Below are 25,546 nucleotides of genomic sequence, written 5' to 3' on the forward strand. Positions count from 1 at the left end.
AAGCGAAGCAAGGGTTAGGAAATAATAGAAAGGAGTGAACAGGAGAAAAAAATGCCCGCTCCCTACAGTTACGACGTGAGAATAAAAGTAATAGGGGCAATAGATGGAGGGATGGGAAAAACCCAAGCTAGTAAAATCTTCAACATTAGTCGAAATACAATAAACTTATGGCTTAACAAAAGAGAAGAAACACGAGATTATAGAGCCAAGAAGGGATATCAACAAGGGTATGGGGCGAAAATCACTGATTTAGCGAAGTTTAGAGAGTTTGTCCAAAAACATGGTAGTCAAACTCAACAAGAGATGGCCCAAGCCTGGACGGAAGAAATCAGCGAGCGAACAATTAGAAAAGGCTTGAAAAAGATTGGTTTTACCCGAAAAGAAACTTACGGATATCGAGAAAGAGATGAATAGAAAAGAACAGAATTTATCTTAAAAATCAGCCAAAAAGAAGTAAAAAAAACAAGTTTATGTAGATGAATTGGGCATAGATAATAGAGAAGATTATGGCTACGGCTGGAATGAAAAAGGACAAAGATTCCACGACTTAAAATCTGGAAAAATCTGACAAACTTCTACCCGAGTTAAAAGCAGGGCAAATGGTGATTTTAGATAATGCCAGCTTTCATGAATCCGAAAAAATTAGAAAAATCATCGAATCGGTTGGCTGTGAACTCGAATATTTACCCCCTTACTCTCCCGACTTAAATGATATTGAGCATTACTGGTTTCCGATTAAAAATCGAGTCAGAAAATCGCTTGGGACTATCGAAGATTTTCGCGAACGAGTAGATACAGCCGTTCGCCTAAGGTCCTAATCTATGCTTCGACTGCTATACTAAGAAGTTTGCACTCAAGAGATTGATTCAAAGGTTTGCTAGAAGTCATTGACGCAGCAGAACAATTTTTCTAGACTAAAAATGGGGAAAGCCGATGGATGAGAATTTAGAACTTTTAGTCTATCTGTTTTGTTCCTCCCTTATCCCGAACTCAGGTTATTTTTATCAAATTTTAGATAAAGGGTCTGCTCACTTCTTAGGACGATAAAATTTAACCAGATGAGATGAGGGAACTCCCAAGAAATAGCCAAGAATTACTATCTGATTAATCAGCGTAGTTTTCAGAACCCCAAGTTTGTGCCAGCGACGGGCTGAAGTCAGTACCGGAGTCGGAACAATAGCAATTCGCCCCAAACGTCTCAGACAACGGATCAATTCAAAATCTTCCATAATCGGGAGATCGGGAAAACCTCCAATATCGTGAAATACAGAAGCTTTTAAAAAGATAGCTTGGTCGCCATAGGGTAGGGAAAAAAAGCGCGATCGCCAATTCACCATCCTTTCAACTAGACGTAGCGATCGCATTGGAGAATTAATTTTGAGTTCAAAGGCACCCGCAACGGTTCCAGACTGGGCTAGTGTCAACGGAACTAATTTCTCAAACCCAAGCGGTAAAGAGGTATCTGCATGGAGGAATAACAAGATATCTCCTGTCGCAGCCGTTGCACCCGCGTTCATTTGGCAGGCACGTCCAGCAGCCGAAGACAGAACTTTAACGCCCCAGGATTGCACAAGAGCGACGGTTTCATTCTGACTTCCCCCATCCACTACAATGACTTCCACATTTTTGACATTCCGAACACTCGCTAATGTTGACCGAATCGTGTCAGCAGCTTCATTCAAAACGGGAATAATAATGGAAATTCTTGCCGCTTCTATCACTCAAAACTCAAAACTCGTAACTTTTCAAGATCCTCTGGACGGTCAACATCAAACAGGGAGGGAAGATAAGCAACTGCCAATCCAAGGGAGATAGCGATCGCTACCGTCTTTTCTCGCACCTCCGAGGTTCCCCAGTTGATTCCCTCAAACAATTCTGGAATCATCCGCCGCAACCCAATTAAATAATAGCCGCCGTCCATCGCTGGTCCCAAAACTAAATCATGACGGTTTAGCTGCTCAAATGCTTGCGCCATTATTTTCGCATCCAAACCAGGGCAATCAGTACCGACGATGGCAACACCCTCCATTCCAGCCGCAAAAGCCGTTTGAAACGCCGACTTCATCCGCTGTCCTAAATCGCCTTCACCCTGCGGCTGATAAATAATATCAGTTCCCAACCAGGCTTGCATCAGAGACTGGTCGCCTCCAGTAAAATAAACTTCCACTCTCGTTGCGCGATCGCTTTGCAGTTCCCTCACCTGCAAGAGTGTATGCTCGGTCATCTGGCGATGAAGATTTGAAGCACCATCCTCCCCCAAAACCGGAATTAACCGAGTCTTTGCCTTTCCTGGCTCTGGATAGCGAGTAAAAACGATTAAGCACTCTCTATTCATTGCCATTCAATTCGTTGCTCATTCATCGTTCATTGTTGCTTGTTATACCAAGTCCAGTCGATCCCCCGCAATGAAGAACCCCAACCAAGCGATCGCCTGCGTCTCTTACTCCATCTCCCCTCCCTGTAAGCGGGGAGGGGCTGGGGGAGGGGTTCTTTTCCATCAGGTTTCGTTCCCGATCCAACATTGACTAGGCGCTCATTTCCAACATCCGCTGAATTGGACGCAGCGCCGCCACTCGCGTTTCTTCTGGCAAAGTAATTTCTGGTGCCCGATTTTTCATCGCTAAATACAGCTTCTCCAGAGTATTTAACCGCATATGAGGACACTCATTGCAAGCACAGTCGTTGATTGGCGGTGCTGGAATAAACTGTTTGTCAGGTGCCTGTTTCTGCATTTGGTAAATAATTCCCGGCTCAGTCGCCACAATAAATACCTGAGTGGAACTTGCTTGAGAATATTTCAGCAGTGCAGAAGTAGAACCGATGTAATTGGCATGGCGCAACACCGATGGTTCGCACTCTGGATGGGCAATCACTTCAGCTTCTGGATGTTCAATTTTTAGCTGGACAATCTTCTTTTCAGAGAAGGTTTCATGCACCATACAGCTACCTTGCCACAGCACCAAATCTCGCCCTGATTGTTCCATTACATATCGTCCCAGATTCCGGTCGGGGGCAAATATAATCGGCTGGTCTTCTGGAATCTGAAGAACCAGTTTAACCGCGTTGGAACTGGTGCAAATAATGTCGCTCATTGCCTTAATTTCGGCAGAGCAATTGATATAAGAAACGACTATATGACCGGGGTGAGCCGCCTTAAATTTAGCAAAAGCATCCGCAGGACAACTGTCTGCCAACGAGCAACCGGCGTTGAGGTCGGGTAAGAGTACCAACTTGTCGGGGTTGAGAATTTTGGCAGTTTCCGCCATAAAGTGAACCCCCGCAAACACGATGACATCCGCATTTGTGCTGGCTGCTTTTCGGGAAAGCTCTAAGGAATCTCCGATATAATCTGCTACATCCTGAATATCAGAATCTTGATAGTAATGAGCAAGAATAACAGCGTTTAACTCTTTTTTGAGGGCGTTAATTGCCTCAAATAAATCGTGAGGGAATGCCGCTGTCTGAGCAAAATTACGCTGAGGAAGTGTAGTAGTAAACACAGTGATAATTTTTTGGGGGAATCAAATCGCTAGGCGTGTAATCAGTAATTATAGTTGTTTTTACCAAAACTTGTGGGCAAGTCAGGTCAGAGAAAATTTGCTTTAATATAGCGGTTCTCAATAAGAGTTAGATGCATCTGTGCGAGCGCTCATCGGCTTGTGCTACCTGGCGGTGAATTGTGTCGAAAGTGAACAACGCTCTAGACCCCGCCCAAGCAGGCAAGTGTTCCTGGCAAAATCAAATCACGCGATCGCTCACAAACAAAAAAAAGGAGTTACACCAGAGGATACTGCGAAAACAGGCGATGCTTTTTTATGCTGGAGAAAGACCGACGAGGAAGATAGGATGAGCAATCAGAGGAACCCGGAAAAACCCATCAAAATTGCGGTTGTTGGCGATATTCACGACCAGTGGGACAGCGATGATGAAATTGCCCTCAAGCATCTGGGTGTTGACCTAGTGCTATTTGTAGGGGATTTCGGCAATGAGTCGGTGGATGTGGTGAGAGCGATCGCATCTCTCGATCTTCCCAAAGCGGCAATTTTTGGCAACCATGACGCTTGGTACAGCGCCTCAGATTGGGGCAGAAGTCGGTGTCCCTACGACCGCCAGAAAGAAGACCGGGTGCAGCAACAGATGGATTTGTTGGGAGAAACCCATGTCGGTTACGGTTCGCTTGATTTTCCCGCCCTGAATTTAACAGTTGTTGGGAGTCGCCCTTTTAGCTGGGGCGGAGAAGTCTGGAAAAATGCCCAGTTCTACGAACAACGGTATGGGGTGAAGAATTTCGAGGAGTCAACCGCCCGAATTCTCTCAGCGGCTCAGAGTGCTGCTTCTGAAACGATTATTTTTATAGGTCACAATGGGCCTGTCGGGTTAGGCGATCGCCCAGAAGACCCCTGTGGCAAAGATTGGCATCCTATCGGTGGCGACTATGGCGATCCGGATTTTGCAGATGCGATCGCCCAAACTCGCGACGCAGGGAAAACCATTCCCCTCGTCACCTTTGGTCATATGCACCACACTATGCGCCACACAAAGATCCACTTGCGAACCCCAGTTTATGTCAGCGCAGAGGGAACCGTTTACTTAAATTCAGCCAGCGTACCTCGGATTATCCAAACGGAGACGAACCGCCTGCATAATTTCTCTCTCGTCTCTCTGCAAGGCGGTATCGTCTCCCAAGTCTCCCTGATTTGGGTTGGTAAAGACTTCACCGTTGCATCTGAGCAGATTCTTTACCATCGCACCGAGCCAGCGATCCAACCCGTTTTAAGTTAGTAGTAACAAATTCCACAACCTTGATATGATAAAAAAACACACCTGGAGAGGTGGCAGAGTGGTCGATTGCGTCCGACTTGAAATCGGATGAACCGAAAGGTTCCGGGAGTTCGAATCCCCCCCTCTCCGTTAGCGAATAAAAGGGGAATGGTTAGCTCGCACCCATTCCCCTTTTAGTCATCTATATAAACCAGCCTGTAAACTAGACTGGTTGAAACTTCGTTTTTAGTAGCACAACATTGCCACAAACCTACATCCTTTCCCCCAATGATGGCTTAGGAATTTTCTTAAGGCTATGCCTTGCCTTGCTGGTTGGGGCAGTCATCGGCTTAGAGCGCCAACTCAAGAACAAACCAGCAGGTTTAAGAACCCATATGCTGGTCAGTCTGGGTTCAGCATTCTTTGTTCTCGTGCCCCTCCAAATCGGTACGGCACAAGAAAGTGCTGAGGCTCTTGGCAGAGTCATTCAGGGCGTTACAGCCGGGGTTGGATTTTTAGGCGCAGGAGAAATTTTACGCGAGTCTCAGGACGAATCAAAAACAGGTGTTAAAGTTCGTGGACTCACCTCGGCTGCGGCTACTTGGGTTTCCGCTGCTTTAGGAATTGCTGCTGGGTGTGGGTTATGGCAAATGAGCTTAATTGGGGCTTTGCTGTGTTTGGTTGTTCTAAGAGCTTTTAAAAGGTTAGAGCCTCATAAGTAGTTACTTTAATCAAGTTTAGGCTTAGCAAATCAGCGATCGCTCTTAGCGCCATATTTCATCCGTGCAACTTCGCCACGATAGTAGCAACTTTTTCGCCTAACTTCTCGATGGACTCTTGCTGCTTGGGATCTTTCATCGTACCGTCGGGATTAAATATTTCAAAAGCTTTAGGCACCGCAATCTGATCGGGAAGAACAATAACTCTGATATTTCCCAGGATCGAGCGCAGGTGGACTAAACAGCGTAAACCGCCCAATCCTCCCGGTGAGGTACTCATAATCGCCGCCACCTTATCCGCAAAAGCCACGAGCGGGGGTTCCTCTGGTGCGGTTGAACGTGACGCCCAATCAATGGCATTTTTCAGAACGGCTGTAATTGAGCTGTTGTACTCCGGAGAAGCGATGAGAAGTCCCTGATGTTCGATCATCAGCTGTTTAAACTTCCGCGCATTTTCAGGCATTCCCTCGCTCTTTTCCAGATCCTCGTCGTATAGCGGCATCGGTAGGTCGCGCAGATCCACGTATGTCACCTCAGCTCCCGCTGACCGCGCTCCGTTCGCAGCAACTTGTACCAGCTTTTTATTGTAAGAATCAATGCGGGTGCTACCTGCAAATGCCAAGATTTTAGGGGTGTAAGCCATAGGTGCAAATCTGTTTTCGTGCGACTTCTCTCTCAGGTTGATAATAATTCACTACAGGCTATTTGTGATAGTCAGGATTTGTTAAAGGCGATCGCGTTCTTCGTAGCGGCACAAAGCACAGCGGCTCTTGCTCTTAGCAGCTTCCTGGCTTCTTTAAGAGTGACTCGCTATGTAGATCATCTCCCAGTGTGATGATATTTAATTCAGCACACAGAAGGGGACGCGACAACAAACCCTCTCGTTATGCTTTGAGAGTAGACCTGAATCGGAAGGAAAAAATACCTATGAACAAGGCACTACTGACGATTCTATTGCTGGCGTTCATCGTTTTATTCATTACCTCTCCCTTTGCCGCGCTTGCTATGTTGATGTTCGTTGTCTTAGGAGGGGCATTTATTTCGGCATTTTGGAATTTGGTGCAAGCGCTAATCGGCAATGCTCCGAAAGAGCCACTATAAATTAAAGATGCCAAATTAAGCCAAATTAAAACTTCAGAAAGGGTAATTTTTAATCCCTTTTTAGAGACGAGTCACTACCTGATTCACGCGGGGTTTGCCGAAGCGTTCCCAAGCATTGCCGCCTCGCAAAAATAATTCCATCCAACGGATAGGCTTTCCATCCTTCGCAGCATTCCAGCCGGAACTTCCTGGTGAAAATGCTAAAGTTCCCTGTGGCACCCGGAAGCTGCCGTCAGAGTAAACGGCATCGCTCACGACATCCCCTACCCGAATCACTATTTTTTCTTCCGGTTTTAGGTTGAGGGTATCAGCGGGAATTGTGGTTTTGATGTTCCCGTAACCATCGATCCAGGCAACGCGATCGCTCGGTGCATCGGGGATTTGGCTAGGGTTTAAGACTTCTCCTAAATAGCTAGTATCTCCCTGAGCGATCGCTGCCGCTGCATTGGGAAACACATCCCGCGAACGAAACTGCGATCCCCCTCTAGAAACTTTGACTGTTTGCAGAACTTGAGCGTGGTCTTTGATAAAAGAGAGGGTATAACCCGCAAACACACCCACTACTTTGACGCCATTAGGCAACAGCGCATAAGTTAATCCCTCGCCTTCATTGTTTTGCCGTGCTTCTGGGTCATCTTGGCGAGGAGCGCAGTTGTGATAAATGAGACGCTCTTCGGGACCAGGATTGAGTCCGAGTTGAGCAATCCAGAAACCAGTTGCCAAGGTGCTGAAGGGAGGGACCGAGAGGCAGTGAATCTGGGAGGAAGGTAAAGCCATCAAAAGACGTTGCGTGACCTCTGCAAAAGCTGGATCGCCGGTTCCGTAGTCTGCAATCAGGCTGATGAACATAGCGCCTCTCAAGTGGGGTTTGCTACAGCAATGGTACCTTGTAGCTGGCTTTCTGTAACTGCGGCGATCGCGTTATTGAACACAAAAGCGATCTCGCTGGTGGTGCTACTTTTAACAAAGTACTGCTGATTAGACCAAAAAGCGATCGCTTTGGTTATCGGATACACTCATGAAACTGGAAACAGAGGTCTGAGTAAATGTCCGATATTTATGTCACGATTCGCAATCAGGAGAATCATGCCCTGACTTCAATTGATGGCATTGCCTTTATCACTTTACTTAGGCAAAATGGGCAAGCGATCGCTCAGGAGACAATTGACCTGATTCATGCAGACGCGGGCTTTGATGACCTGCCAATTGGGCAATACACTGTAGTGGTGAGGCATGAACGGGTTTTACCGCAAGAAGTCCTTAATGATGTAACAATCAGTACGGACGAACAAGTAATCATACTGACATTTGTTTATCTAGAGCCAGCACGGGTACTTCTAGACATTCAAGCTTCTGTAGAAAAGAGATTGTAACCATGACTGTTAAAGCCATCCCGTCATACTCCATTAAAATGTTCCGCTATCGAGTACATTGTCTGTCGCGGGATCTTTGGCAAGCAAAAGATCCTGTATGCCGAGTGAATCTGGCTTTACAGTTAGCAGATGCCGCTACATCACTGGCTCGGCTAGAAGTCCTGGAAGCGCAAAAATTGCAGCAACTCTCTTCGATTCATCCGGTTTCCAGTTCTACTGAGTCATAACTGAACTGAGTCCTCTGTGAGATGGCTACCAGTTATCAGGCGGGACGTATGAATGGATATTCGGTGAATGGATTGGCATTGGGCACAAGCGTAGATTACAGCCCCTATAAATCAGATTTTGCTCAGGAGTACAGTTGCCTTGACTGGAGACGCGATCGCTCTAAATGAGATTGCACAATTTTTAGATCGATTCTTTGCCGTTCATCGCTTTGGTGATGACCAAGGTGGCATTTATCAGCTCTCCTCGCGCCCGATTCGCCGGATAGGATTAGCGCTGGAACCTTGGGCGGGATTAGAAAAATGGGCGAAATCTAAACGAATAGATGCATTATTTTTACATCGTCCCTGGAAGCTGAAGGTGGGGCAACTCGCACCCGATGTTGGCGTAGTAGCGTATCATCTAGCTTTTGACGAACGGATGACGCTGGGTTTTAATCCTCGACTTGCCGCTGCCCTAGGGATGTCTGCATTGGAGGTGTTGGGTGAAAAAGAAGGACGACCGATCGGTACGATTGGGGAAATTGCTACGCAGAGTTTTGTGAGTTACTGCGATCGCGTTCGGGAAATCTTTGGCGGATACGATCAAACCCTTGCCGGTAGTGGAAGCGACATCAAGCGAGTCGCAGTCGTTGGAGCAATGACCGATGCACTAATCCGTGAGGCGTCAGGACGGGGTGCCGATCTATATATTACCGGGCAGTTGCGGCAGCCAGCGGCGGCGGCTGTGGAAGAAACCGGAATCTACGTTATCGCCATTGGTCATCGTCGGAGTGAAGAATGGGGATTGCGATCGCTTGCGGGAGTATTGCGCGATCGCTACTTCAATCTAGAAGTTGTTTTACCGCCTGTAAGATAGAAAAATAGTTGCTCGTTCCGATGCCTAGACGACGTTATAAATAGATTATGAGTCGTCAGAAATTTAATCTCTTCAAGCTGATTGGGCAACGGTTACGCCAATCTTTAGCAGTTTTCCGATATAGCGATCGCGCGATTAGTTTAGTCTGGACTACCAGCCACATTCTCACAATCGTTCTTGCCGCTTTCACCTTATTCGCCGGTTTGCTACCAGGGGCTGTTGCCTATGTCAGCAAGTTAATCGTCGATGGGGTGGTTTTGGCTTCTCAAACCGGCTTGCAAAGCGATCGCTGGACAGCGTTAGGTTATGTAGGATTGGAAGCGATCGCTGTCCTGTTGCTGGCAGGTAGTCAAAGGGGTCTATCCGTTTGTCAGTCCTTGCTGCGAGTGTTGCTGGGTCAGCGAGTGAATGTCTTAATTTTGGAAAAAGCACTCACCCTCAACCTCACCCATTTTGAGGATTCCGAGTTTTACGACAAGATGAATCGGGCGCGGATGGAAGCATCCAGTCGTCCCTTGTCGCTAGTCAGCCGGACTTTCAGCTTAATTCAGGGTGGTCTGTCGCTTGTCACTTACGGCGGTTTGCTGCTGCAATTCTCCATTTGGGCAGTGGTAGTCCTGGTTGTAGCTGCTTTACCTGCCTTTATCGCCGAAACGCGCTTTTCTGGGGAAGCATTTCGCTTGTTTCGCTGGCGATCGCCGGAAACCCGCCAACAACACTACCTGGAAACACTGATTGCGCGGGAAGATTACGCCAAAGAGGTGAAATTGTATCAGTTGGGGCCGATGTTGCTGCAACGCTATCAAGATATCTTCTCGCGGCTGTACGGCGAAGACCGAGATTTAACCTTACGGCGAGGATTCTGGGGTTACTTGCTGGGGAGTTTGAGTAGCGCCGCCTTCTATGTCGCCTACGCCTGGATTGTCCTAGAAGCGATCGCGGGTCGGATTTCTCTCGGCGACATGACGATGTACTTGATGGTATTTCGGCAAGGACAGTCTACCTTCTCCGCCGCCCTGACTTCCATTGGGGGAATGTACGAAGACAACCTGTATCTCTCCAACCTCTACGAGTTTTTAGAACAAGACATCCCCAAATCTTGGGGAATGGCAACCAAGGGTATACTTCCGAATGATGGGGTGCGTTTCGAGAATGTCTACTTCACCTACCCAGGAAGCCCTCAACCCGCTTTAAATGGAGTCTCGTTACACCTGAAACCAGGAGAAAAACTGGCAATTGTCGGAGAGAACGGCTCTGGAAAAACCACGCTGATTAAACTATTAACTCGATTGTACGCCCCCGATTCTGGGCGCATCTTACTCGATGGCTTGGATTTGCCGGAATGGGACATTGAAGTGCTGCACCGACGGATTGGCGTGATTTTCCAGAACTTCGTCCGCTACCAGTTCAAGGTAGGAGAGAATGTGGGCGTTGGGGATGTCAACTACTTAGAAGACGAAAAACACTGGGAAATTGCCTCAGAAAAAGGCATGGCGAAACCTTTTATCGAAACGATGACAGACGGGTTTCAGACTCAGTTAGGACGATGGTTTAAAGGAGGAACGGAACTGTCTGGCGGTCAGTGGCAAAAAATCGCCCTTTCTCGCGCTTTTATGCGAACGAAAGCAGATATCTTGGTATTGGATGAACCAACGGCGGCGATGGACGCAGAAGCGGAAGTGATGATTTTCGATCGCTTTCGGACGGTGACAAAAAATCAGATGGTTCTCCTCATTTCCCACCGCTTCTCAACGGTGCGAATGGCTGACAAGATTGTAGTTTTGGAAGCCGGAAAGGTGATAGAACAAGGAAGTCACGAGGAGTTATTGAAAGCTGGAGGACGCTACGCGCGGTTGTTCACGTTGCAAGCAGCGGGATACCAGTAGAAATGACTAATCCGATTGGGGGATTCCGATCGAATTAGCAACTATCGCGAGCGATCGCTAGTCGAGGAGAACAGGCACAACCAATATTTGCCTTTCCCTTGGATTTTTCAGGTATCGCGGAATAATGAATTTCACTCATAAAGCGATCGCTATTCTAGGTATTATTACAGCACTCGGTGGATTAATTTTTGCTGTCCGCGTTACCCTTGAGTCATCAGGCAAGGCACAGCAATCGCAGACACAAATTCCTGTAAATCAACGCTATAAAATCGCCAATCTTGATACCCTCAATAGCCGTGCCAGCGTTGCTAAAAAAATTAATAATAACGGTCAAGTCGTTGGTTTTTTTAACCCTAACGACAGTACCCAAACGGCCTTCATCTATCGTGATGGCAAAATGACCGAAATTAACAGTATTAACAGCCGCTACAATGCCGCTACAAGTATCAATGACAACGGGGAAATAGTCGGTGTGATGACCTTTGCCAACGATAATTATCACGCCTTCTTTTATAAAAATGGCAAGACAATTGACCTTGGCACTTTTGGCGGTAAAAGCAGCGATGCCAGAAGTATCAATCGTAAAGGTCAAATAGTCGGATTTGCCGAGACTCGCAATGATAGGGCGCACGCCTTCCTGTACAGTAACGGCAAGAAGATTGACCTCGGCACCTTCGGAGGTGCGAATAGCTACGCTAACGATATCAATGAAAACGGACAAGTAGTTGGTTCCGCAGAGAATCGCGATCGCATTCCCAAAGCTTTCCTCTACAGCGGCGGCAAGATGATGAACCTCGGCACTTTAGGCGGCCAAAGCAGCACCGCTAACAGTATCAACAACCAAGGTCAGGTGGTTGGTGTGGCAGACACCGCGAATTATCGTCCTCAAGCCTTTCTCTACAACAATGGCAAGATGCTTGACCTCGGAACTTTAGGGGGACAAAGCAGCATTGCTCACAGTATCAACAATCAGGGGCAAGTGGTCGGTGAAACAGAGAATGCCAGCCGCATCCCCCGCGCCTTTCTTTACAGTGGCGATCGCATGATTGACCTAAATCACGTCATTCCAGCTAATTCGGGTTGGGATTTAACCAGTGCCACCGACATTAGCGATCGCGGAGTCATTGTTGGCATCGGTACTTATAACGGCAAAACCCAAGCTTTCCAGTTAACACCCTTTGCGCGCTAATACCGTTTTACGGCTTGTCCGCAACAAATCCCCTTAATGCTTTTAAAAAAAAGCGTTGAAAACGTGAAATCTTCTTCTCTCCTTTGTGTACTTTGCTACAAGTCTTTGAGTTAGTGCGATTGGAGCTAAGTTGCTTCTAAGTTTTTCTTGATGCGAACAGGCCAGACGCCAAAAGCAATCACACGCGCCGGGATATCGCGCAAAATCGGTAAACGAAACAAGAATGGCGGCTTAAATGTCTGGGTCGAGTCAATCGCCTTCGCAATAACTCGCTGCTGAACCAAAGACTGAAAGGCTTGAATAATCCGCGTCGGTAACTCCCGCTGGCGCTGTACTTTCGCCAAGTCGCTTTCTTGCAATTGTCCTTTTTTCAGCGGCTCACTCAGCACATTTGCAGCGACCACTGCATCCTGAATCGCGTAGTTAATGCCAACTCCACCAACTGGCGACATGACGTGAGCCGCATCGCCAATCAGCAGCAAACCAGGGCGATACCAACGCTTGACGCGGCTAGACTCGACGGTAAGCAGCGCCACTTGGCTCCAATCATGTAATTCTTGCATCCGGTCTGCAAACAAGGGTGATGTCTCAGATACAGACTGACGCAAAGTTTCTAAACCCGCTTCCCGCAACTGTTGATAGCTACCTTTGGGAATTACATAGCCAACCTGCCAATAATCAAAGCGGTTCAGCAGAACTAAAAGGCGACCGCCAGCAACGCGCCCCATTGTTTCTTCGGGATCGTCCGCTTTGCGAGGTAAGCGGAACCAAAGCACATCCATTGGTGGCGAAGTCTTGATCGGTTCCATCCCGGCTAATTGGCGGATGCGAGAGAAGCGTCCGTCTGCGCCAATGGCCACTTGACATCGGACTTCATGCCAGCCGCCGTGTCCCCGGTAGCGTACACCCTGGATGACCCCATTTTCTTCAATCAACTCCTGTACGTTTGCTCCCATCACCATCTGAAAATTTGGATAGCGTTTCGCTTCTTCAGTAATGAATTGCAGGAAATCTACCTGGGGAAGCATGGTGATATAGGGGTACTTCGTCTTCAAGTGGCTGAGGTCAACAAATCGAATCGGCCCCTCGGTCGTCTTCAGAGTAAGACTGGGAACCTTTGTGTGACGCATCTGCAACAAGCGATCCGCCAAACCGAGTTCATCCATGATTTCCATCACCGATGGATGAATGGTGTCTCCCCGAAAATCGCGGTCAAAATCCTTGTGTACCTCCAGTAACATTACCGGAATGCCTTGACGGGCTAGAAGAAGCGCTAGAACAGCCCCCGCAGGCCCTCCACCGACAATGCAGCAGTGTGTTTGCTGTACATCGACAATGTCGTGGGTCGTGGCGGGTATCTTAGTCTGCGGAGGAGTTGGAATTGCGTTCATCTTGAACACCTCTTGAAATCAGTTCAACTAGAGGCGATCGCTTCTGTTTCTAAAATCGGCTGGGAAAGAACAGAGGCTTGCATTCCCATCGTTGCAACTAATTCTTTGGGTGCATTCACCCGACTGGGCGATTCTAAATATTCACCCGTAACGGCTGGCGAAACTACCTTCATCTGGTGGCGAATGCTGTAGTATCGATGAGTCTGAGCAATGATATCTCGCTCCTGCATCGAGTCATTGGCAATTTTCTTACGCAGTTTAATAATTGCATCAATCACGGCTTCTGGTCTGGGAGGACACCCCGGCAGATAAACATCGACCGGAATCAACTTATCGACTCCCCGCACCGCTGTTGGTGAGTCTGCGCTAAACATACCGCCGGTAATCGTGCAAGCACCCATTGCAATGACGTACTTGGGTTCTGGCATTTGTTCGTAGAGGCGCACCAATGTTGGAGCCATTTTCATAGTGATGGTGCCTGCGGTAATCATCAAGTCAGCTTGACGAGGACTTGCCCAAGGTTTCAAGCCAAATCTGTCAAAATCAAAACGGGCTGCAAACATCCCCATCATTTCAATAAAACAGCAGGCAGTCCCAAACATCATAGGCCACAAGCTGGAGAGGCGTGCCCAGTTGTAAAAATCGTCTACGGTTGTCAAAACGACATTTTCCGAAAGACTATGGGTAATCTCAGGTCGTTCAATGGGGTTGAGAATCTGAGTTTTTTGATTGTCAGGTTCAATAATGGTTGCTGTCGGATTCATTTTGTCCTCCTTTAGCTCAATCTATAAACGCTTGCATCGAGAATGTTGTGGGTCTCGATCCGCATAGAAGTTGGAATTGCGTTCATCTTGAACACCTCGTGAAATCAGTTCAACTAGAGGCGATCGCTTCTGTTTCTCATATCATCTGGGGAAGAACAGAGGCTTACATTCCTATCGTTACAACTAATTCTTTGCGTGCATTCACCCGACTGGGCGATTCTAAATATTCTCCAGTCAAAATCAAAACGGGCTGCGAACGTCCCTTCCATGAAGGCAAAAGCACTCCTGAACAGGATAGACCATAGACTGAACAGGGTTGCCCGGTTGTAGAGGTCATCTACAGTTTTTGAGGCAATATTTTTAGAAAGACTACGAGTAATTTTAAATTTCTTTATTGATTAATGAATTCGTTATTCTTTAATAGCAACCTTTTCATAACTAATGAGCAAGCGCATTTTTATTAATTAACAACGAGTAAATTGCAACTCCTCAAGAAAATAGTATCAGAAGAATTGAAATCGATTGCGACCCTGTTCTTTGGCACGGTACATAGCAGAGTCTGCATTTTTAATTAAGGTATCTACAGTGTTCCCATTAAAAGGATAGATGCTAATACCAATACTGACAGTTACGAAGATAGTTTGTCCGTTGAGAATGAAAGGCTGAGATAGGGTTGATAAAGTCTTTTCTGCAACTCTGGCAGCATCTTGAACTCTACTAATTGCAGGTAAAATTACTGTAAATTCGTCACCACCCAAACGCGAGACGGTATCGCTGCCGCGCAAGCAACCCGTGAGTCGTTGAGCGACCATCCGTAGCAGCAGGTCGCCCATGTCATGTCCGAGGGTGTCATTAACCTGCTTAAAGCCATCCAGATCGAGAAACAAAAGAGCAAACAACTGGTTATTACTACTACCCCATTCTAGAGCTTGAACCATGCGTTCGTAGAATTGTTTACGGTTAGGTAGACCAGTCAGTGGATCGTGATAAGCCAGATGACGCATCTGGTCTTCTGAAAGCTTTAATTCGGCGTTAGAACGGATTAACTCTTCTGCCGTTCGTTTCAACTCTTCTTCTATCCGCTTGCGTTCAGTGATATCTCGGATGACACCAACTAAAAAAATATTACCGGCAGCATCTTTGTGGAGCGATCGCTTGGTAGCGATTAGGTGAGTTGTACCAAAGATATCCGTAAATTCTTCTTCATTTTCTTGCTCCTCACCACCTTGTAACACTTGCTCATTGTTCTGCCAAAAAACTTCAGCCTCATGTTTAGGAAAAAACTCATAAGCAGACTTTTTAAGTAAAGTTTCTAGGGGATAACCAATAAATTTGCAATATGCCTGATTTAAAATAATCCAACGATGTTCTTTGTCTTTGACAAAAATTGGATCGGGGATGGTGTTAATCACCTTCTGCAAAAACTCTTTAGAGCGTTTTAACTCCTCCTCCAAATAAGCCAGATGACTCACGATCGCGATCGCAGACCCTACAAGCCCCAGGAGTGGAGGAATCAGCGGTATCCACCAACCGAAGAGAAAGGCCAGGTAGGAAATACCGAGCAATCCAGCCCCAGCCGCTAAAATACTGAGACCAGACTTTCTAAGGAGACGCAATCGCCAACTGATATAGGCACCTATCCACGACCAAACCAAAATCCACAAGGCTTCTACGAGATCGGGCCAGACGTTGATTAAGGAACGTCCGTCCAGAGCAGCGCTCAGGAACGCACTGGTAAAATTGGCTTGGAGTTCGACACCTGAAATCCTTTGTGCGCCTTGGTTGAGACGGCTACTGTAAGGGGTGTAGAAAAAATCCTGGAGGCTGGGTGCGGTTGAACCAATCAAAACAATGCGATCGCGCAGAAGGCTGGGTTGTACGCGGTTTGCCAGAACATCTACCATTGAAACAATCTGAAAGCTATTGGGTTGCTTAAAGTTAGCTAATATTTGATAACCCTTGGAATCAGCCGTTACATAAGCCCCATCATTTGATTTAAAAACTGGGAAGACACCCCTCCCTAGCTGTAGGTAATCAGGGTTCACGCGCGACGGACTCGGAGTAATTCCCTTTTCCTTCAAATAAATCAACGCCAACTGGAGCGCAAAACTTGTATGTAGTTTGTTATCTACGTGTGCATATAAAAAGCTACGGCGCACCTTACCATCAGCATCAACGACCACATTATTAAAACCAACTTGCTGGAGACGGTTTAGTACTGGGGATGGTGGAACACCCAAGCTTTTTTCAGTCTTCAATAGTTCAATTCCGATCAAGTTAGGGATAGTTTGACCAGCTTTGATGAATTCTGCATGACCGGGTGGTACTGGGAGATCGCGATAAATATCCAGACCAATCGCTCGTGGCTCAAAGGCATTTAATTTTTGTACTAAAGTTGCCATGACTGCGTCAGGAATGGGCCATTGTCCTACGTGCTTTAAGTCTTTTTCGTTAATTTCGACAATTACCACGCGCTCGTCTATTGGTTCTGAAGGACGCAAACGAAACAGCTGGTCTAAGGCTGCCAACTCCCAGGATTGAAACAGTCCAGCCATCCGCAGGATAATGATGCAGCTTGCAACAGCCGAGGAAGCGATCGGCACTCGGCGCTCTTGTTGAAGCCGTTGCTTCAATCTTGCCCATATACTTTTTTTTAGCATCGACCTGGTTGCAGGGTTATGCAAACAATTTTTTTGTATACACCATCGTGATACAACTTTCCTAAGTATGTGTAGATCGCTCGGTGAAAACTTTAAGTCTAGTCAATGAGAGACTTTTTCAAAATCAGAGTTGCTGATTATCCTTTCTTCAATACTAAGACAGCAGCGTTGTCGCTGTTTTGGCTATCCGTAAAGTGCTAAATAATTGGATGATGAAAGGATACCCCATCATGCCAAAGATTTTGCCGTAGAAGTATTCGGTTTTAATTTTAGCAACTGCTGAAAAGACCAAATAATTCTACGGCAAATATCTTTTTTTCCGTTTCGGGTGACATCGCTATTTTCTATGGCACCCAAATTTAAAGCCCTGGCAAGGAGTTCTGAAAGTTGCGAGGACCTGTATAACCCGATAAATCAGCCAGTTTCTCTAAAGATTTCACACCTGGCTCGACCAATTTACCGTTGACTTCCCAGCTGGGGTAGCTTTGAATTCCCGCTTTTTGGCAGATTTCCGCCTGCTTTTGTGGAGCATTGGGATCGGCACACTCAACGTAATTGACTTGGCTGAATGCTTCTTTACCAAACAATTGCTTTTGATCGTGGCAGTGAGAACACCAGAAAGCACCGTACATTTTAGCTCCTGCCTCTTTGAGATGTTTCGCTAAAGCAACTTCTGCGGAGCTAGAGACGGTGGTAATGGGAAATGTTTGCGATCCGGTGGAGGCGGAGCCACCCCCTGAAGCGACTGGTGATTTCACAGTGGCATAGACGCCCAGAGTGCTAACTAGGGCTACCATTGCCACGACGATCCCGGTAAAAAAGAGTTGTCCCCAGTCCTCCCAAGCGCGACCGATCAAGGTCAGCACTAACAAGCTAAGGGAGAAGAAAGCGGAGGCAAGACAGTAGAGACAAACGGCTTTGATTTCAAATGCCAGTAGATACATCAAGTAGCCGCTGAAAACCGTCATAGCGGTGCCACCGGCAAATAATAGCAACCATGTCCAGTTTTCTAGTTGAGAATGCAGGTCTTTTTTTTCAACTGGGTTGGCTGCCATTGGAGCGAGGGCAAAAGCGACCATGCTGACATAAGCCAGCAAGCCAAACAAAGTTAAGGGAACACCAAAGACGGTGGCGTAGGGGCTGGAGAGGACTTGATCGCAACCGCTGGTAGGACAGGCAGCAGAGCCTCCTGTTAGCTTGACTACGGTTAGATAGCCCGTCACTAAGGCACCTAAAATAGCGATCGCCGCAATCAGCAGACGCGACCAGCGATGAATCCAGGGAGTAGAACGTCGGCGGCTCATGTCAGAACTGAGGTAGGAGGGCTGAGAAGTGAGAATAGAAACCTGAAGCGCGAAATTATCGCAGGTTAGAGAACTCAGTAAAAAGTTTTGAGATGTTAGTTTTTTGGAGTTAATTTAGAAAACCAACAACTAAAAACTAACAACTAACAACTGCAACTAACAACTAATAAGTGACCGAAGAAACTGGCTTGGGTTCCGCTTTGGTCGCAAAGCTGCGTCGGGTTGCTTCTACAAATTGGCTGACCCGAATCGGGTCAATGGGCTGCTCGATCCGCCCGTGGCGCTTGAGAGAGCTGGAAACAATCACGCCATCTGCGGCTTGCATCAGCGTAGAAATATTTTCCCAGTTGGCACCACTACCGATAAATACGGGCGTCCCGTTGGCAGCGGCGGTTGCTAGTTCCAAGTCTTCTAGACTCGGAGGGCTACCCGTCGCCCAGCCACTTAAAATGACGCCATCTGCTAAACCCCGCTCAATCGTCTCTTGCACTGCTGTGGTCAGATTCGGGGAACCTAAGGGGCGACCGTGCTTGACTAAGACATCTGCCAAAATTTTTACATTACTGCCCAATTCCCGACGGTAACGGAGCAATTGATGCGCCTCTCCCTCAATCAGCCCTTGGTCAGTTGCCATGACCCCAGTGAGGACATTGACGCGGATAAACTGAGCGTGGACGCAGGATGCAATTGCGATCGCGCTATGGGCATCATTGCGTAATACATTAATGCCTACAGGTAACGTCACCAAGTTCATCAGCCGCTGGATAATCAGTGTCATTGCACTAACGACCGCTGGATCTACCTGGTTTTTACTAAAAGGGGCGTCAAAGAAATTTTCCACAATAATGCCGTTCACGCCTCCCGCAGATAGCGCTGTCGCTTCCTGCTCAGCTCGATCGATAACCGCTTTCAGGCTACCTCCCCAGCGGGGAGATGTCGGCAGCGGCAGAAGATGAACCACGCCAATGATGGGATTCGGTGTCTTGAAGATTTGATTTAAGTCCACTTGTCTACCTGAAAACACCGGCGAATTCTTGCTACACCTGTCGGTTCTTCTCCTCCAAGCAGCAAAAATAGCAGTGAAATGAATCGCATCTTGGATGATGCCATTCTAGAATTTTATCTAGAATGGAGACAGGGGTAGATACCACTATCCAGTTCCCTACTCTGGTTGGTGAGTGGAAGATAGATTCTTCAACGACTCAACTCCTATCTTCATACCCAAACCGATCCTCCCAGTTTGACACTCACGTCCCACTGGGTAATACACTGCTGTGCCAAGAATAGGGTATAATATTTTGGCTTCAGCTTCTAACAGAATTTCTTTAGCCGTATCTAAACCGCATGGGCAATAAGCCAACAATTGCAATTTCTCACTTGGGCTGCGAAAAAAACCGTATTGATACCGAACATATGTTAGGTCTGTTGGTACAGGCAGGGTACCAGGTAGACAGTAATGAAGAATTAGCAGAATATGTTATAGTTAATACATGTAGTTTTATTGAGGCTGCAAGGACAGAGTCTGTCCGCACCTTAGTAGAACTGGCGGAAGCGAACAAAAAGATTGTAATCACAGGCTGCATGGCGCAGCACTTCCAGGAGCAGCTGCTGGATGAATTGCCAGAAGCAGTTGCCGTGGTGGGCACCGGCGATTATCACCAAATCGTCGATGTGGTTCAACGAGTGGAAGGCGGTGAACGGGTCAAGCAAGTTTCAGAGCTGCCGACCTACATAGCCGATGAAACAACGCCTCGCTACCGCACGACATCGGAAGGTGTCGCGTACCTGCGGGTAGCGGAAGGATGTGATTACCGCTGCGCGTTCTGCATTATTCCCCATCTCCGGGGAAATCAGCGATCGCGCTCCATTGAATCCATCGTCGCCGAAGCCCACCAGCTAGCCTCGGAAGGAGTCCAAGAGTTAATTCTCATCTCCCAGATCACTACCAACTACGGTCTGGATATTTACGGGAAGCCGAAACTGGCGGAACTTCTACGGGAGTTGGGAAAGGTTAACATTCCGTGGATTCGGATGCACTATGCCTATCCCACAGGCTTAACACCAGCCGTCATCGAAGCAATTCAGGAGACTCCTAACGTATTGCCCTATTTGGATTTGCCGTTACAGCACTCCCACCCGGAAATTCTCCGCGCCATGAACCGACCTTGGCAGGGACAGGTAAACGACCAAATTATTGAGCGGATTAAAACAGCTCTGCCTGATGCTGTACTGCGAACCACTTTCATTGTCGGGTTCCCTGGCGAAACGGAAGAGCATTTTGCACACTTGCTACAGTTCGTCCAGCGCCATGAATTTGACCATGTAGGTGTGTTTACTTTTTCTCCAGAAGAAGGCACCCCTGCCTTCACCTTGCCCAATCAACTGCCCCAAGAAGTCATGGATATCCGCAGGGATGCCTTGATGGAAGTTCAGCAGCCAATTTCCTTGAGAAAAAATCAAGCTTGTGTCGGCAAGATGGTTGATGTCTTGATTGAGCAAGAACATCCAGAAACTGGGGAATTAATCGGTCGATCTGCCCGATTTTCTCCGGAGGTAGACGGATTAGTCTACGTCCAAGGCGACGTCCCATTAGGTTCTATAGCATCGGTGGAAATTACAAGCACTGACATCTACGACCTGTATGGTCATGTCGCCAAGCCCGAAGCATGAAGAATGACAACTCAAGAATGAAGGCTGAAGAACCAAGGCAAATATTAATTCATACTTCAAACTTCATACTTAAAAACTTCATACTTCGCAATTCACAATTCTCGAACACTAACAACTAACAACAAATTATGACCCTTTCGTTCACAAGCCTAGGCCTTTCAGAAGCTCGCATTCAGCAACTAGAAAAACTAGGCTTCACTGCGCCCACACAAATTCAATCCCAAGCCATTCCTCATCTGTTGGCTGGTCGGGATGTGGTGGGACAATCCCAAACTGGAACCGGCAAAACAGCGGCTTTTTCGCTGCCGATTTTGGAACGGATCGACATTAAAAATCCCGCAGTCCAATCGCTGATTTTGACACCGACGCGGGAATTAGCTCAGCAAGTTGCTCTGGCAATTCGCAGCTTTAGCAACGAGCGGCGGTTGGGCGTGCTGACAGTATATGGCGGTCAAGCTATCGACCGGCAGATCCAGCGCCTCAGACAGGGCGTTCAGATCGTAGTTGGAACCCCAGGACGGGTGATTGATTTGCTCAACCGGGGAGAGCTTAAGCTCGATCAAGTCAACTGGCTGGTATTAGATGAAGCCGATGAAATGTTGAGCATGGGCTTTATTGACGATGTAGAAACCATCCTCAAGCAAGTCCCCACTGAGCGTCAGACGGCATTTTTCTCGGCGACAATGCCGCCGACCATTCAAAAATTGATTGCGAAGTTCTTGCGATCGCCAATGAACGTCTCTGTGGAGCAGCCCAAAGCCGCTCCCTCCCGGATTAACCAGGTGGTGTACATGGTGCCCCGCGGCTGGTCAAAATCTCGCGCCTTGCTGCCCATCCTAGAACTAGAAGATCCCGAATCTGCCCTAATCTTTGTGCGGACACGCAAGACAGCCGCGGAACTGACCAACCAACTGCAAGCTGCCGGTCACAGTGTAGACGAGTACCACGGCGACCTCAATCAACAAGCCCGGGAACGGCTGCTGATGAGGTTCCGCCAACACCAAGTGCGCTGGGTAGTCGCCACCGATATTGCGGCGCGGGGTTTAGACGTTGACCACCTGAGCCATGTGATTAACTACGATCTGCCAGATAGCGTGGAAAGCTACATCCACCGGATCGGGCGTACAGGTCGCGCTGGTAACGCAGGAACAGCCATTTCCCTGATTCAACCGATGGATCGTCGGAAATTGGTGCTAATTGAGCGCAAAGTCCGACAAACCCTGAAAATCGTCCAAATTCCCACACGGGCGGAGATCGAAGGACGACGTCTGGAAAAACTGCAAGCTCAAGTACGCGAAGTATTGAGCGGAGAGCGCATGGCTTCATTCTTGCCTGTCGTGGCGCAATTGAGTGAAGAATACGACGCCCATGCGATCGCGGCAGCAGCACTGCAAATGGTGTACGACCAAACTCGTCCCTCTTGGATGTCCAGCGAACAAGAAACACCAATGGACGATCGGGGAATCTCTACTAAGCCAAAGCTGATCAAGCGTCCCAAACCAGAAGTGAAAAGCGAGAACACAGAAGTCAGAAGGCAAAAGCCTGAAGAAATCCGCAATTAAAGTAGCGTAGAAAACGAAAATTTCTTCTAGCTTCTGTTGAAGGAGAGAGAATAAATGACAGGGGTGAACTTCTCCCCGTCTCCCCTCTCCATTTTGAGAAGAGTGGGTTTAGTTCAAGGGTCGGTTTTTTATAGACAAACTCTGGAGCGAACCCACTTTGGCAATCCCTTTCCCCTCTCTGACTCCTGTGGCTTTAACTGTATCTGCTGCGAATTCTCCTGCCCTAAGTAACCCTGTTGGACGGCAGTCCTGGCCTGGACTGATTGAGGCATATCGGCAATATCTGCCGGTGACGGACACAACGCCAGTCGTAACACTGCTGGAGGGCAATACTCCATTGATCCCGGTTCCCGCGATCTCTCAGATTGTGGGTAAACAGGTGCGCGTGTTGGTGAAGTATGACGGTCTCAATCCCACTGGTAGCTTTAAAGACCGGGGGATGACGATGGCAATTTCTAAGGCAAAGGAAGCTGGTGCCAAAGCCGTCATTTGCGCCAGTACCGGCAACACTTCAGCCGCTGCTGCTGCCTATGCCCGTCGGGGCGGAATGCGAGCGTTTGTATTGATTCCCGATGGTTACGTGGCGCTAGGCAAGTTAGCTCAGGCGTTGCTGTATGGGGCGGAAGTTTTGGCAATTAAAGGAAATTTTGACCGGGCGCTTGAAATTGTACGGGAGATGGCAGAAAATTACCCCGTCACGCTGGTGAACTCGGTAAATCCCTATCGCTTAGAAGGACAAAAAACTGCTGCTTTTGAAGTGGTAGAAGCGTTAGGAAATGCTCCCGATTGGCTGTGCATCCCCGTAGGGAATGCCGGAAATATTACTGCATACTGGATGGGATTTTGTCAATATCATCAGGAAGGGAAATGCGAGCGCTTGCCCCGAATGATGGGATTCCAAGCGTCTGGCGCATCTCCCCTGGTTACAGGTCAGGCAGTGCCGAATCCAGAAACCCTGGCAACCGCTATTCGCATCGGTAATCCTGCTAACTGGGAACGGGCGATCGCTACGCAACAAGCCAGCATGGGTCAGTTCAATGCGGTAACAGATGCCGAAATTCTAGAAGCCTATCGTCTCTTGGCATCCGAAGAAGGCATTTTCTGCGAACCGGCTAGTGCGGCTTCCGTCGCTGGACTTCTGAAAGTAAAAGATCAAGTTCCCGCAGGCGCTACCGTAGTGTGCGTCCTGACTGGGAATGGTTTAAAAGACCCAGATACGGCAATTAAACATAGCGAAAATTCGTTTAAACAGGGAATTGAGCCAAATTTAGCGACCGTGGCTGAGGTAATGGGATTTTGAGCAGTTAGGCTCAGTTTCATTAGATTATTTCTGAAGTGTGCGCTCCCTCCAAACCTTCCTTATTGCGGTGGTTAAGGAGGGAACTTTACACCTTTTAAGCTTTTGAGCCGGGATTGCGCCCCTCCTCTTCTTGTGAAGACGGAGGGGTTTGTTTATTGTTTTTGCTAGCTTGAGTGCTTACTCCTACCCACTGACCGCGCGGAGCTGATTGGCCTGATGCGGCTGGTTGGCGGGTTATGCGCTCCCGGCTAAGTCGATCGAGGGTATCCCCAATCGCAGTCGTTAAACTTCTGCGGGTTTGTGCATGATTGGTCTGCTCAGATTTTAAAGCCTGGGTAAGGCGATCGCGCTCAACCATCGCCTCGGTTAGTTTCGCTTTCAACTCCTCCAAATTTTCTAGTTGTTCTACTTCTGCACGAATCGCCTCTACAGCACCCGGATTGTCCTCTGTGGGTTGTGGTGAACTCTGGAGTTGCCGTAGTTGACTTTTGAGCTTTTCAATCTGTTGTTGAGCTAGCTTTGCCTCAGTTCGGCGTTGCTGCGCTTCTGTGTTATACAGTTGACGCCAGTTTGCCGCACTTTCCAAAGCCGCATCGCGATCGCGCTCTAACTCTGCTAGCTGCTGTTTCAGGGTCTTAATTTCAGCCAACCACTGCGCTACCTCGTGGGCCATTAATAACGACTCCTCATCGGTTACAACGATCAATTTTTAACAAAATTTGCCGATTTGTCATACACACTATCGATAGTTTTACAAAACCCCTGTAACCTTAGTAGTTGATTTGGCACAGTATAGAAAACGTTGTATACGGAATCAAACAATAATGCGCTCGTTCTTAGCCTATGCTGCTCTTAGAGGCTCCTCAATCCGTTTTTTCCGTTTCTTTCGACATCTCAGCTGGGCGACTTTAAAGAAAACCTTCCAGCGCGTAGCCCAACGGCGGTTAACAGGACTTTCGGCAGAAATGGCCTACAACGCCATGTTAGCTTTGTTTCCAGCCATTTTGGCAATCTTGACCGCAATTGGCCTGTTTCAATCCTCATCAGACACTTTTGAAGGGTTAGCTAAGCAATTGAGTGAAATTGCTCCTCAAGAAGCTCTTTTCCTTATTGAAGGTTTTGCCCGCGAAATCAGTCAATCGCAAAATCAAGGGCTGTTTTCCCTCAGTTTTGTTGCAGCTATTTGGGCGTCTTCTGGGGCGCTGAGTGCCGCCATGACCGCTCTCGATCAAATCCATCAGATTCCGCTAGAACAAACCCGACCCTTTTGGAAAGCCAAATTAATTTCTATCGCTCTAACAATTGGTACCATTGTCCTGCTGATTATTGCTTCCTTTTTAGTATTTATTAGCGACCTGATTGTGAAGCTATTAATCAGCCAAAGTGGATTATTGGAATTGTTAAGTATTTGGCGGCTTTTTAGCTGGCCTTTGGCATTAGGCATTGTCGCCTCAGCCTTTGCTTTTATCTATCGCTATGGTCCTAGCCGCTGGGTTGCTGGAACCCCGATTATGCCAGGAGCAATGGTAGCGGCTGTATCCTGGGCGATTATATCAGCTTTGTTTCGGCTTTACGTCTCTAACTTTGGTAATTACAACAAAGCCTATGGTGCAGTAGGTGCCGTTATTGTTTTAATGCTATGGCTGTATATGAGTTCTCTAGTACTGCTGATTGGCGATCAGTTAAACGTTACGGTGGGAGAATCTATGCGGCATCACAGCAAGGCGAAACTAGCCTCTTTAGAGGCTGAGTCGGCACCAGAATCAAAAGCTGGGTAAATTGA

General features: G+C 47.7%; 26 protein-coding genes, 1 tRNA gene and 1 pseudogene. 16 read left to right on the forward strand and 12 right to left on the reverse strand.

Going from position 1 to position 25,546, the window contains the following annotated elements; all coding sequences use genetic code 11:
• The first annotated feature begins 51 nt into the window (after positions 1-51).
• Positions 52-818, forward strand: a pseudogene (locus NC997_RS01930) (transposase).
• Positions 819-1,028: 210 nt separating this feature from the next.
• On the opposite strand, the gene NC997_RS01935 reads toward NC997_RS01930, so the two are convergent.
• The 3 genes from NC997_RS01935 to nadA form a co-directional block, all read right to left on the reverse strand.
• Positions 1,029-1,718 (reverse strand): TIGR04283 family arsenosugar biosynthesis glycosyltransferase, encoded by a 690-nt coding sequence (locus NC997_RS01935; RefSeq protein WP_190529596.1) that lies wholly within the window; start codon positions 1,716-1,718, stop codon positions 1,029-1,031.
• Positions 1,718-2,335, reverse strand: coding sequence for a TIGR04282 family arsenosugar biosynthesis glycosyltransferase (locus NC997_RS01940; RefSeq protein WP_190529595.1), 618 nt, complete (start codon positions 2,333-2,335; stop codon positions 1,718-1,720). Before NC997_RS01940 ends, NC997_RS01935 begins: the two co-directional genes overlap by 1 nt.
• Before the next feature lie 190 nt (positions 2,336-2,525).
• Positions 2,526-3,500 (reverse strand): quinolinate synthase NadA, encoded by a 975-nt coding sequence (gene nadA / locus NC997_RS01945; RefSeq protein WP_190529374.1) that lies wholly within the window; start codon positions 3,498-3,500, stop codon positions 2,526-2,528.
• Positions 3,501-3,846: 346 nt separating this feature from the next.
• On the opposite strand from nadA, the gene NC997_RS01950 reads away from it, so the two are divergent.
• The 3 genes from NC997_RS01950 to NC997_RS01960 all read left to right on the forward strand — a co-directional run bounded on the left by NC997_RS01950 (position 3,847) and on the right by NC997_RS01960 (position 5,483).
• A complete protein-coding gene (locus NC997_RS01950) occupies positions 3,847-4,782 on the forward strand; it encodes a TIGR04168 family protein (RefSeq protein WP_190415129.1) in 936 nt (311 codons plus the stop codon).
• A gap of 44 nt (positions 4,783-4,826) precedes the next feature.
• Positions 4,827-4,911 (forward strand) — tRNA-Ser (locus NC997_RS01955).
• 110 nt (positions 4,912-5,021) lie between these two features.
• A complete protein-coding gene (locus NC997_RS01960; protein ID WP_190415128.1) occupies positions 5,022-5,483 on the forward strand; it encodes an MgtC/SapB family protein in 462 nt (153 codons plus the stop codon).
• Positions 5,484-5,538: 55 nt separating this feature from the next.
• Here the strand turns inward: NC997_RS01960 and NC997_RS01965 are convergent, their stop codons facing one another.
• Positions 5,539-6,123: an NAD(P)H-dependent oxidoreductase gene (locus NC997_RS01965; RefSeq protein WP_190529376.1), complete on the reverse strand. Its 585-nt coding sequence runs from the start codon at positions 6,121-6,123 to the stop codon at positions 5,539-5,541.
• Between the two features lie 284 nt (positions 6,124-6,407).
• Here NC997_RS01965 and NC997_RS01970 point away from each other — a divergent pair, with 284 nt between their 5' ends.
• The gene (locus NC997_RS01970; protein WP_190427526.1) at positions 6,408-6,581 is read left to right on the forward strand and encodes a hypothetical protein; all 174 of its coding nucleotides are present in this window, start codon (positions 6,408-6,410) and stop codon (positions 6,579-6,581) included.
• Positions 6,582-6,641: 60 nt separating this feature from the next.
• Here the strand turns inward: NC997_RS01970 and NC997_RS01975 are convergent, their stop codons facing one another.
• Together NC997_RS01975 and NC997_RS01980 are read right to left on the reverse strand one after the other, a co-directional pair.
• Positions 6,642-7,430 carry an SAM-dependent chlorinase/fluorinase gene (locus NC997_RS01975; protein WP_190529378.1) on the reverse strand — a complete coding sequence of 263 codons (789 nt, stop codon included), beginning with the start codon at positions 7,428-7,430 and terminating at the stop codon, positions 6,642-6,644.
• Between the two features lie 8 nt (positions 7,431-7,438).
• Positions 7,439-7,597: a hypothetical protein gene (locus tag NC997_RS01980; protein WP_190415124.1), complete on the reverse strand. Its 159-nt coding sequence runs from the start codon at positions 7,595-7,597 to the stop codon at positions 7,439-7,441.
• Between the two features lie 30 nt (positions 7,598-7,627).
• Between NC997_RS01980 and NC997_RS01985 the strand changes: the two genes are divergently transcribed.
• The 6 genes from NC997_RS01985 (at position 7,628) to NC997_RS02010 (ending at position 12,112) form a co-directional block, all read left to right on the forward strand.
• Positions 7,628-7,954 carry a hypothetical protein gene (locus tag NC997_RS01985; RefSeq protein WP_190415123.1) on the forward strand — a complete coding sequence of 109 codons (327 nt, stop codon included), beginning with the start codon at positions 7,628-7,630 and terminating at the stop codon, positions 7,952-7,954.
• Positions 7,955-7,956: 2 nt separating this feature from the next.
• Entirely contained in the window at positions 7,957-8,181 is a 225-nt protein-coding gene (locus NC997_RS01990) for a hypothetical protein (RefSeq protein WP_190415122.1), read from the forward strand.
• Positions 8,182-8,202: 21 nt separating this feature from the next.
• Positions 8,203-8,349: a hypothetical protein gene (locus NC997_RS01995; protein ID WP_348257755.1), complete on the forward strand. Its 147-nt coding sequence runs from the start codon at positions 8,203-8,205 to the stop codon at positions 8,347-8,349.
• Complete coding sequence (locus NC997_RS02000) at positions 8,321-9,037, forward strand: Nif3-like dinuclear metal center hexameric protein (protein ID WP_199306278.1); 717 nt, start codon at positions 8,321-8,323, stop codon at positions 9,035-9,037. Before NC997_RS01995 ends, NC997_RS02000 begins: the two co-directional genes overlap by 29 nt.
• A 47-nt stretch (positions 9,038-9,084) precedes the next feature.
• Positions 9,085-10,923 carry an ABC transporter ATP-binding protein gene (locus NC997_RS02005; RefSeq protein ID WP_190529380.1) on the forward strand — a complete coding sequence of 613 codons (1,839 nt, stop codon included), beginning with the start codon at positions 9,085-9,087 and terminating at the stop codon, positions 10,921-10,923.
• A 124-nt stretch (positions 10,924-11,047) separates the two neighbouring features.
• On the forward strand, positions 11,048-12,112 hold the full coding sequence (locus NC997_RS02010; protein ID WP_190529382.1) for a DUF3466 family protein: 1,065 nt from the start codon (positions 11,048-11,050) through the stop codon (positions 12,110-12,112).
• Positions 12,113-12,237: 125 nt separating this feature from the next.
• On the opposite strand, the gene NC997_RS02015 is transcribed toward NC997_RS02010, so the two are convergent.
• Complete coding sequence (locus NC997_RS02015; RefSeq protein ID WP_190529384.1) at positions 12,238-13,503, reverse strand: FAD-dependent oxidoreductase; 1,266 nt, start codon at positions 13,501-13,503, stop codon at positions 12,238-12,240.
• 23 nt (positions 13,504-13,526) lie between these two features.
• Entirely contained in the window at positions 13,527-14,267 is a 741-nt protein-coding gene (gene nuoB / locus NC997_RS02020; protein WP_190529386.1) for an NADH-quinone oxidoreductase subunit NuoB, read from the reverse strand.
• Between the two features lie 98 nt (positions 14,268-14,365).
• Here nuoB and NC997_RS02025 point away from each other — a divergent pair, with 98 nt between their 5' ends.
• Positions 14,366-14,572 (forward strand): hypothetical protein, encoded by a 207-nt coding sequence (locus NC997_RS02025; protein WP_190529388.1) that lies wholly within the window; start codon positions 14,366-14,368, stop codon positions 14,570-14,572.
• Positions 14,573-14,770: 198 nt separating this feature from the next.
• Here NC997_RS02025 and NC997_RS02030 read toward each other — a convergent pair whose 3' ends face one another.
• From NC997_RS02030 to btpA, 3 genes are all read right to left on the reverse strand, one after another.
• Positions 14,771-16,927, reverse strand: coding sequence for a CHASE2 domain-containing protein (locus NC997_RS02030; protein ID WP_190529390.1), 2,157 nt, complete (start codon positions 16,925-16,927; stop codon positions 14,771-14,773).
• A gap of 359 nt (positions 16,928-17,286) precedes the next feature.
• Entirely contained in the window at positions 17,287-18,231 is a 945-nt protein-coding gene (locus tag NC997_RS02035; protein WP_190433139.1) for a vitamin K epoxide reductase family protein, read from the reverse strand.
• 163 nt (positions 18,232-18,394) lie between these two features.
• A complete protein-coding gene (gene btpA / locus NC997_RS02040; protein ID WP_190415113.1) occupies positions 18,395-19,237 on the reverse strand; it encodes a photosystem I biogenesis protein BtpA in 843 nt (280 codons plus the stop codon).
• A gap of 338 nt (positions 19,238-19,575) precedes the next feature.
• On the opposite strand from btpA, the gene rimO reads away from it, so the two are divergent.
• The 3 genes from rimO (at position 19,576) to thrC (ending at position 23,763) form a co-directional block, all read left to right on the forward strand.
• On the forward strand, positions 19,576-20,901 hold the full coding sequence (rimO, locus tag NC997_RS02045) for a 30S ribosomal protein S12 methylthiotransferase RimO (RefSeq protein ID WP_190428665.1): 1,326 nt from the start codon (positions 19,576-19,578) through the stop codon (positions 20,899-20,901).
• Positions 20,902-21,029: 128 nt separating this feature from the next.
• The gene (locus NC997_RS02050; protein ID WP_190428666.1) at positions 21,030-22,463 is read left to right on the forward strand and encodes a DEAD/DEAH box helicase; all 1,434 of its coding nucleotides are present in this window, start codon (positions 21,030-21,032) and stop codon (positions 22,461-22,463) included.
• A 187-nt stretch (positions 22,464-22,650) separates the two neighbouring features.
• The gene (gene thrC, locus NC997_RS02055; RefSeq protein ID WP_190529598.1) at positions 22,651-23,763 is read left to right on the forward strand and encodes a threonine synthase; all 1,113 of its coding nucleotides are present in this window, start codon (positions 22,651-22,653) and stop codon (positions 23,761-23,763) included.
• A 94-nt stretch (positions 23,764-23,857) separates the two neighbouring features.
• On the opposite strand, the gene NC997_RS02060 is transcribed toward thrC, so the two are convergent.
• The gene (locus tag NC997_RS02060; protein WP_199303172.1) at positions 23,858-24,436 is read right to left on the reverse strand and encodes a hypothetical protein; all 579 of its coding nucleotides are present in this window, start codon (positions 24,434-24,436) and stop codon (positions 23,858-23,860) included.
• Between the two features lie 151 nt (positions 24,437-24,587).
• On the opposite strand from NC997_RS02060, the gene NC997_RS02065 reads away from it, so the two are divergent.
• Positions 24,588-25,541 (forward strand): YihY/virulence factor BrkB family protein, encoded by a 954-nt coding sequence (locus NC997_RS02065; RefSeq protein WP_190428667.1) that lies wholly within the window; start codon positions 24,588-24,590, stop codon positions 25,539-25,541.
• Positions 25,542-25,546 lie beyond the last annotated feature (5 nt).

This window comes from Trichocoleus sp. DQ-A2 (assembly GCF_039961915.1).
In the GTDB taxonomy this organism is placed as follows: Bacteria; Cyanobacteriota; Cyanobacteriia; order Cyanobacteriales; family FACHB-T130; genus FACHB-T130.

Bases quoted from the DNA above. Each gene is read 5' to 3' on its own strand.
- NC997_RS01985 (WP_190415123.1), top strand. From the start codon at position 7,628: ATGTCCGATATTTATGTCACGATTCGCAATCAGGAGAATCATGCCCTG.
- NC997_RS02065 (WP_190428667.1), top strand. From the start codon at position 24,588: ATGCGCTCGTTCTTAGCCTATGCTGCTCTTAGAGGCTCCTCAATCCGT.
- NC997_RS01940 (WP_190529595.1), bottom strand. From the start codon at position 2,335: ATGAATAGAGAGTGCTTAATCGTTTTTACTCGCTATCCAGAGCCAGGA.
- NC997_RS02005 (WP_190529380.1), top strand. From the start codon at position 9,085: ATGAGTCGTCAGAAATTTAATCTCTTCAAGCTGATTGGGCAACGGTTA.
- NC997_RS01975 (WP_190529378.1), bottom strand. From the start codon at position 7,430: ATGTTCATCAGCCTGATTGCAGACTACGGAACCGGCGATCCAGCTTTT.
- NC997_RS02015 (WP_190529384.1), bottom strand. From the start codon at position 13,503: ATGAACGCAATTCCAACTCCTCCGCAGACTAAGATACCCGCCACGACC.
- rimO (WP_190428665.1), top strand. From the start codon at position 19,576: ATGGGCAATAAGCCAACAATTGCAATTTCTCACTTGGGCTGCGAAAAA.
- NC997_RS01990 (WP_190415122.1), top strand. From the start codon at position 7,957: ATGACTGTTAAAGCCATCCCGTCATACTCCATTAAAATGTTCCGCTAT.
- NC997_RS01965 (WP_190529376.1), bottom strand. From the start codon at position 6,123: ATGGCTTACACCCCTAAAATCTTGGCATTTGCAGGTAGCACCCGCATT.
- NC997_RS02010 (WP_190529382.1), top strand. From the start codon at position 11,048: ATGAATTTCACTCATAAAGCGATCGCTATTCTAGGTATTATTACAGCA.
- NC997_RS02050 (WP_190428666.1), top strand. From the start codon at position 21,030: ATGACCCTTTCGTTCACAAGCCTAGGCCTTTCAGAAGCTCGCATTCAG.
- NC997_RS02060 (WP_199303172.1), bottom strand. From the start codon at position 24,436: ATGGCCCACGAGGTAGCGCAGTGGTTGGCTGAAATTAAGACCCTGAAA.
- NC997_RS01970 (WP_190427526.1), top strand. From the start codon at position 6,408: ATGAACAAGGCACTACTGACGATTCTATTGCTGGCGTTCATCGTTTTA.
- NC997_RS01995 (WP_348257755.1), top strand. From the start codon at position 8,203: ATGGCTACCAGTTATCAGGCGGGACGTATGAATGGATATTCGGTGAAT.
- NC997_RS01950 (WP_190415129.1), top strand. From the start codon at position 3,847: ATGAGCAATCAGAGGAACCCGGAAAAACCCATCAAAATTGCGGTTGTT.
- nuoB (WP_190529386.1), bottom strand. From the start codon at position 14,267: ATGAATCCGACAGCAACCATTATTGAACCTGACAATCAAAAAACTCAG.
- NC997_RS02035 (WP_190433139.1), bottom strand. From the start codon at position 18,231: ATGAGCCGCCGACGTTCTACTCCCTGGATTCATCGCTGGTCGCGTCTG.
- NC997_RS02030 (WP_190529390.1), bottom strand. From the start codon at position 16,927: ATGCTAAAAAAAAGTATATGGGCAAGATTGAAGCAACGGCTTCAACAA.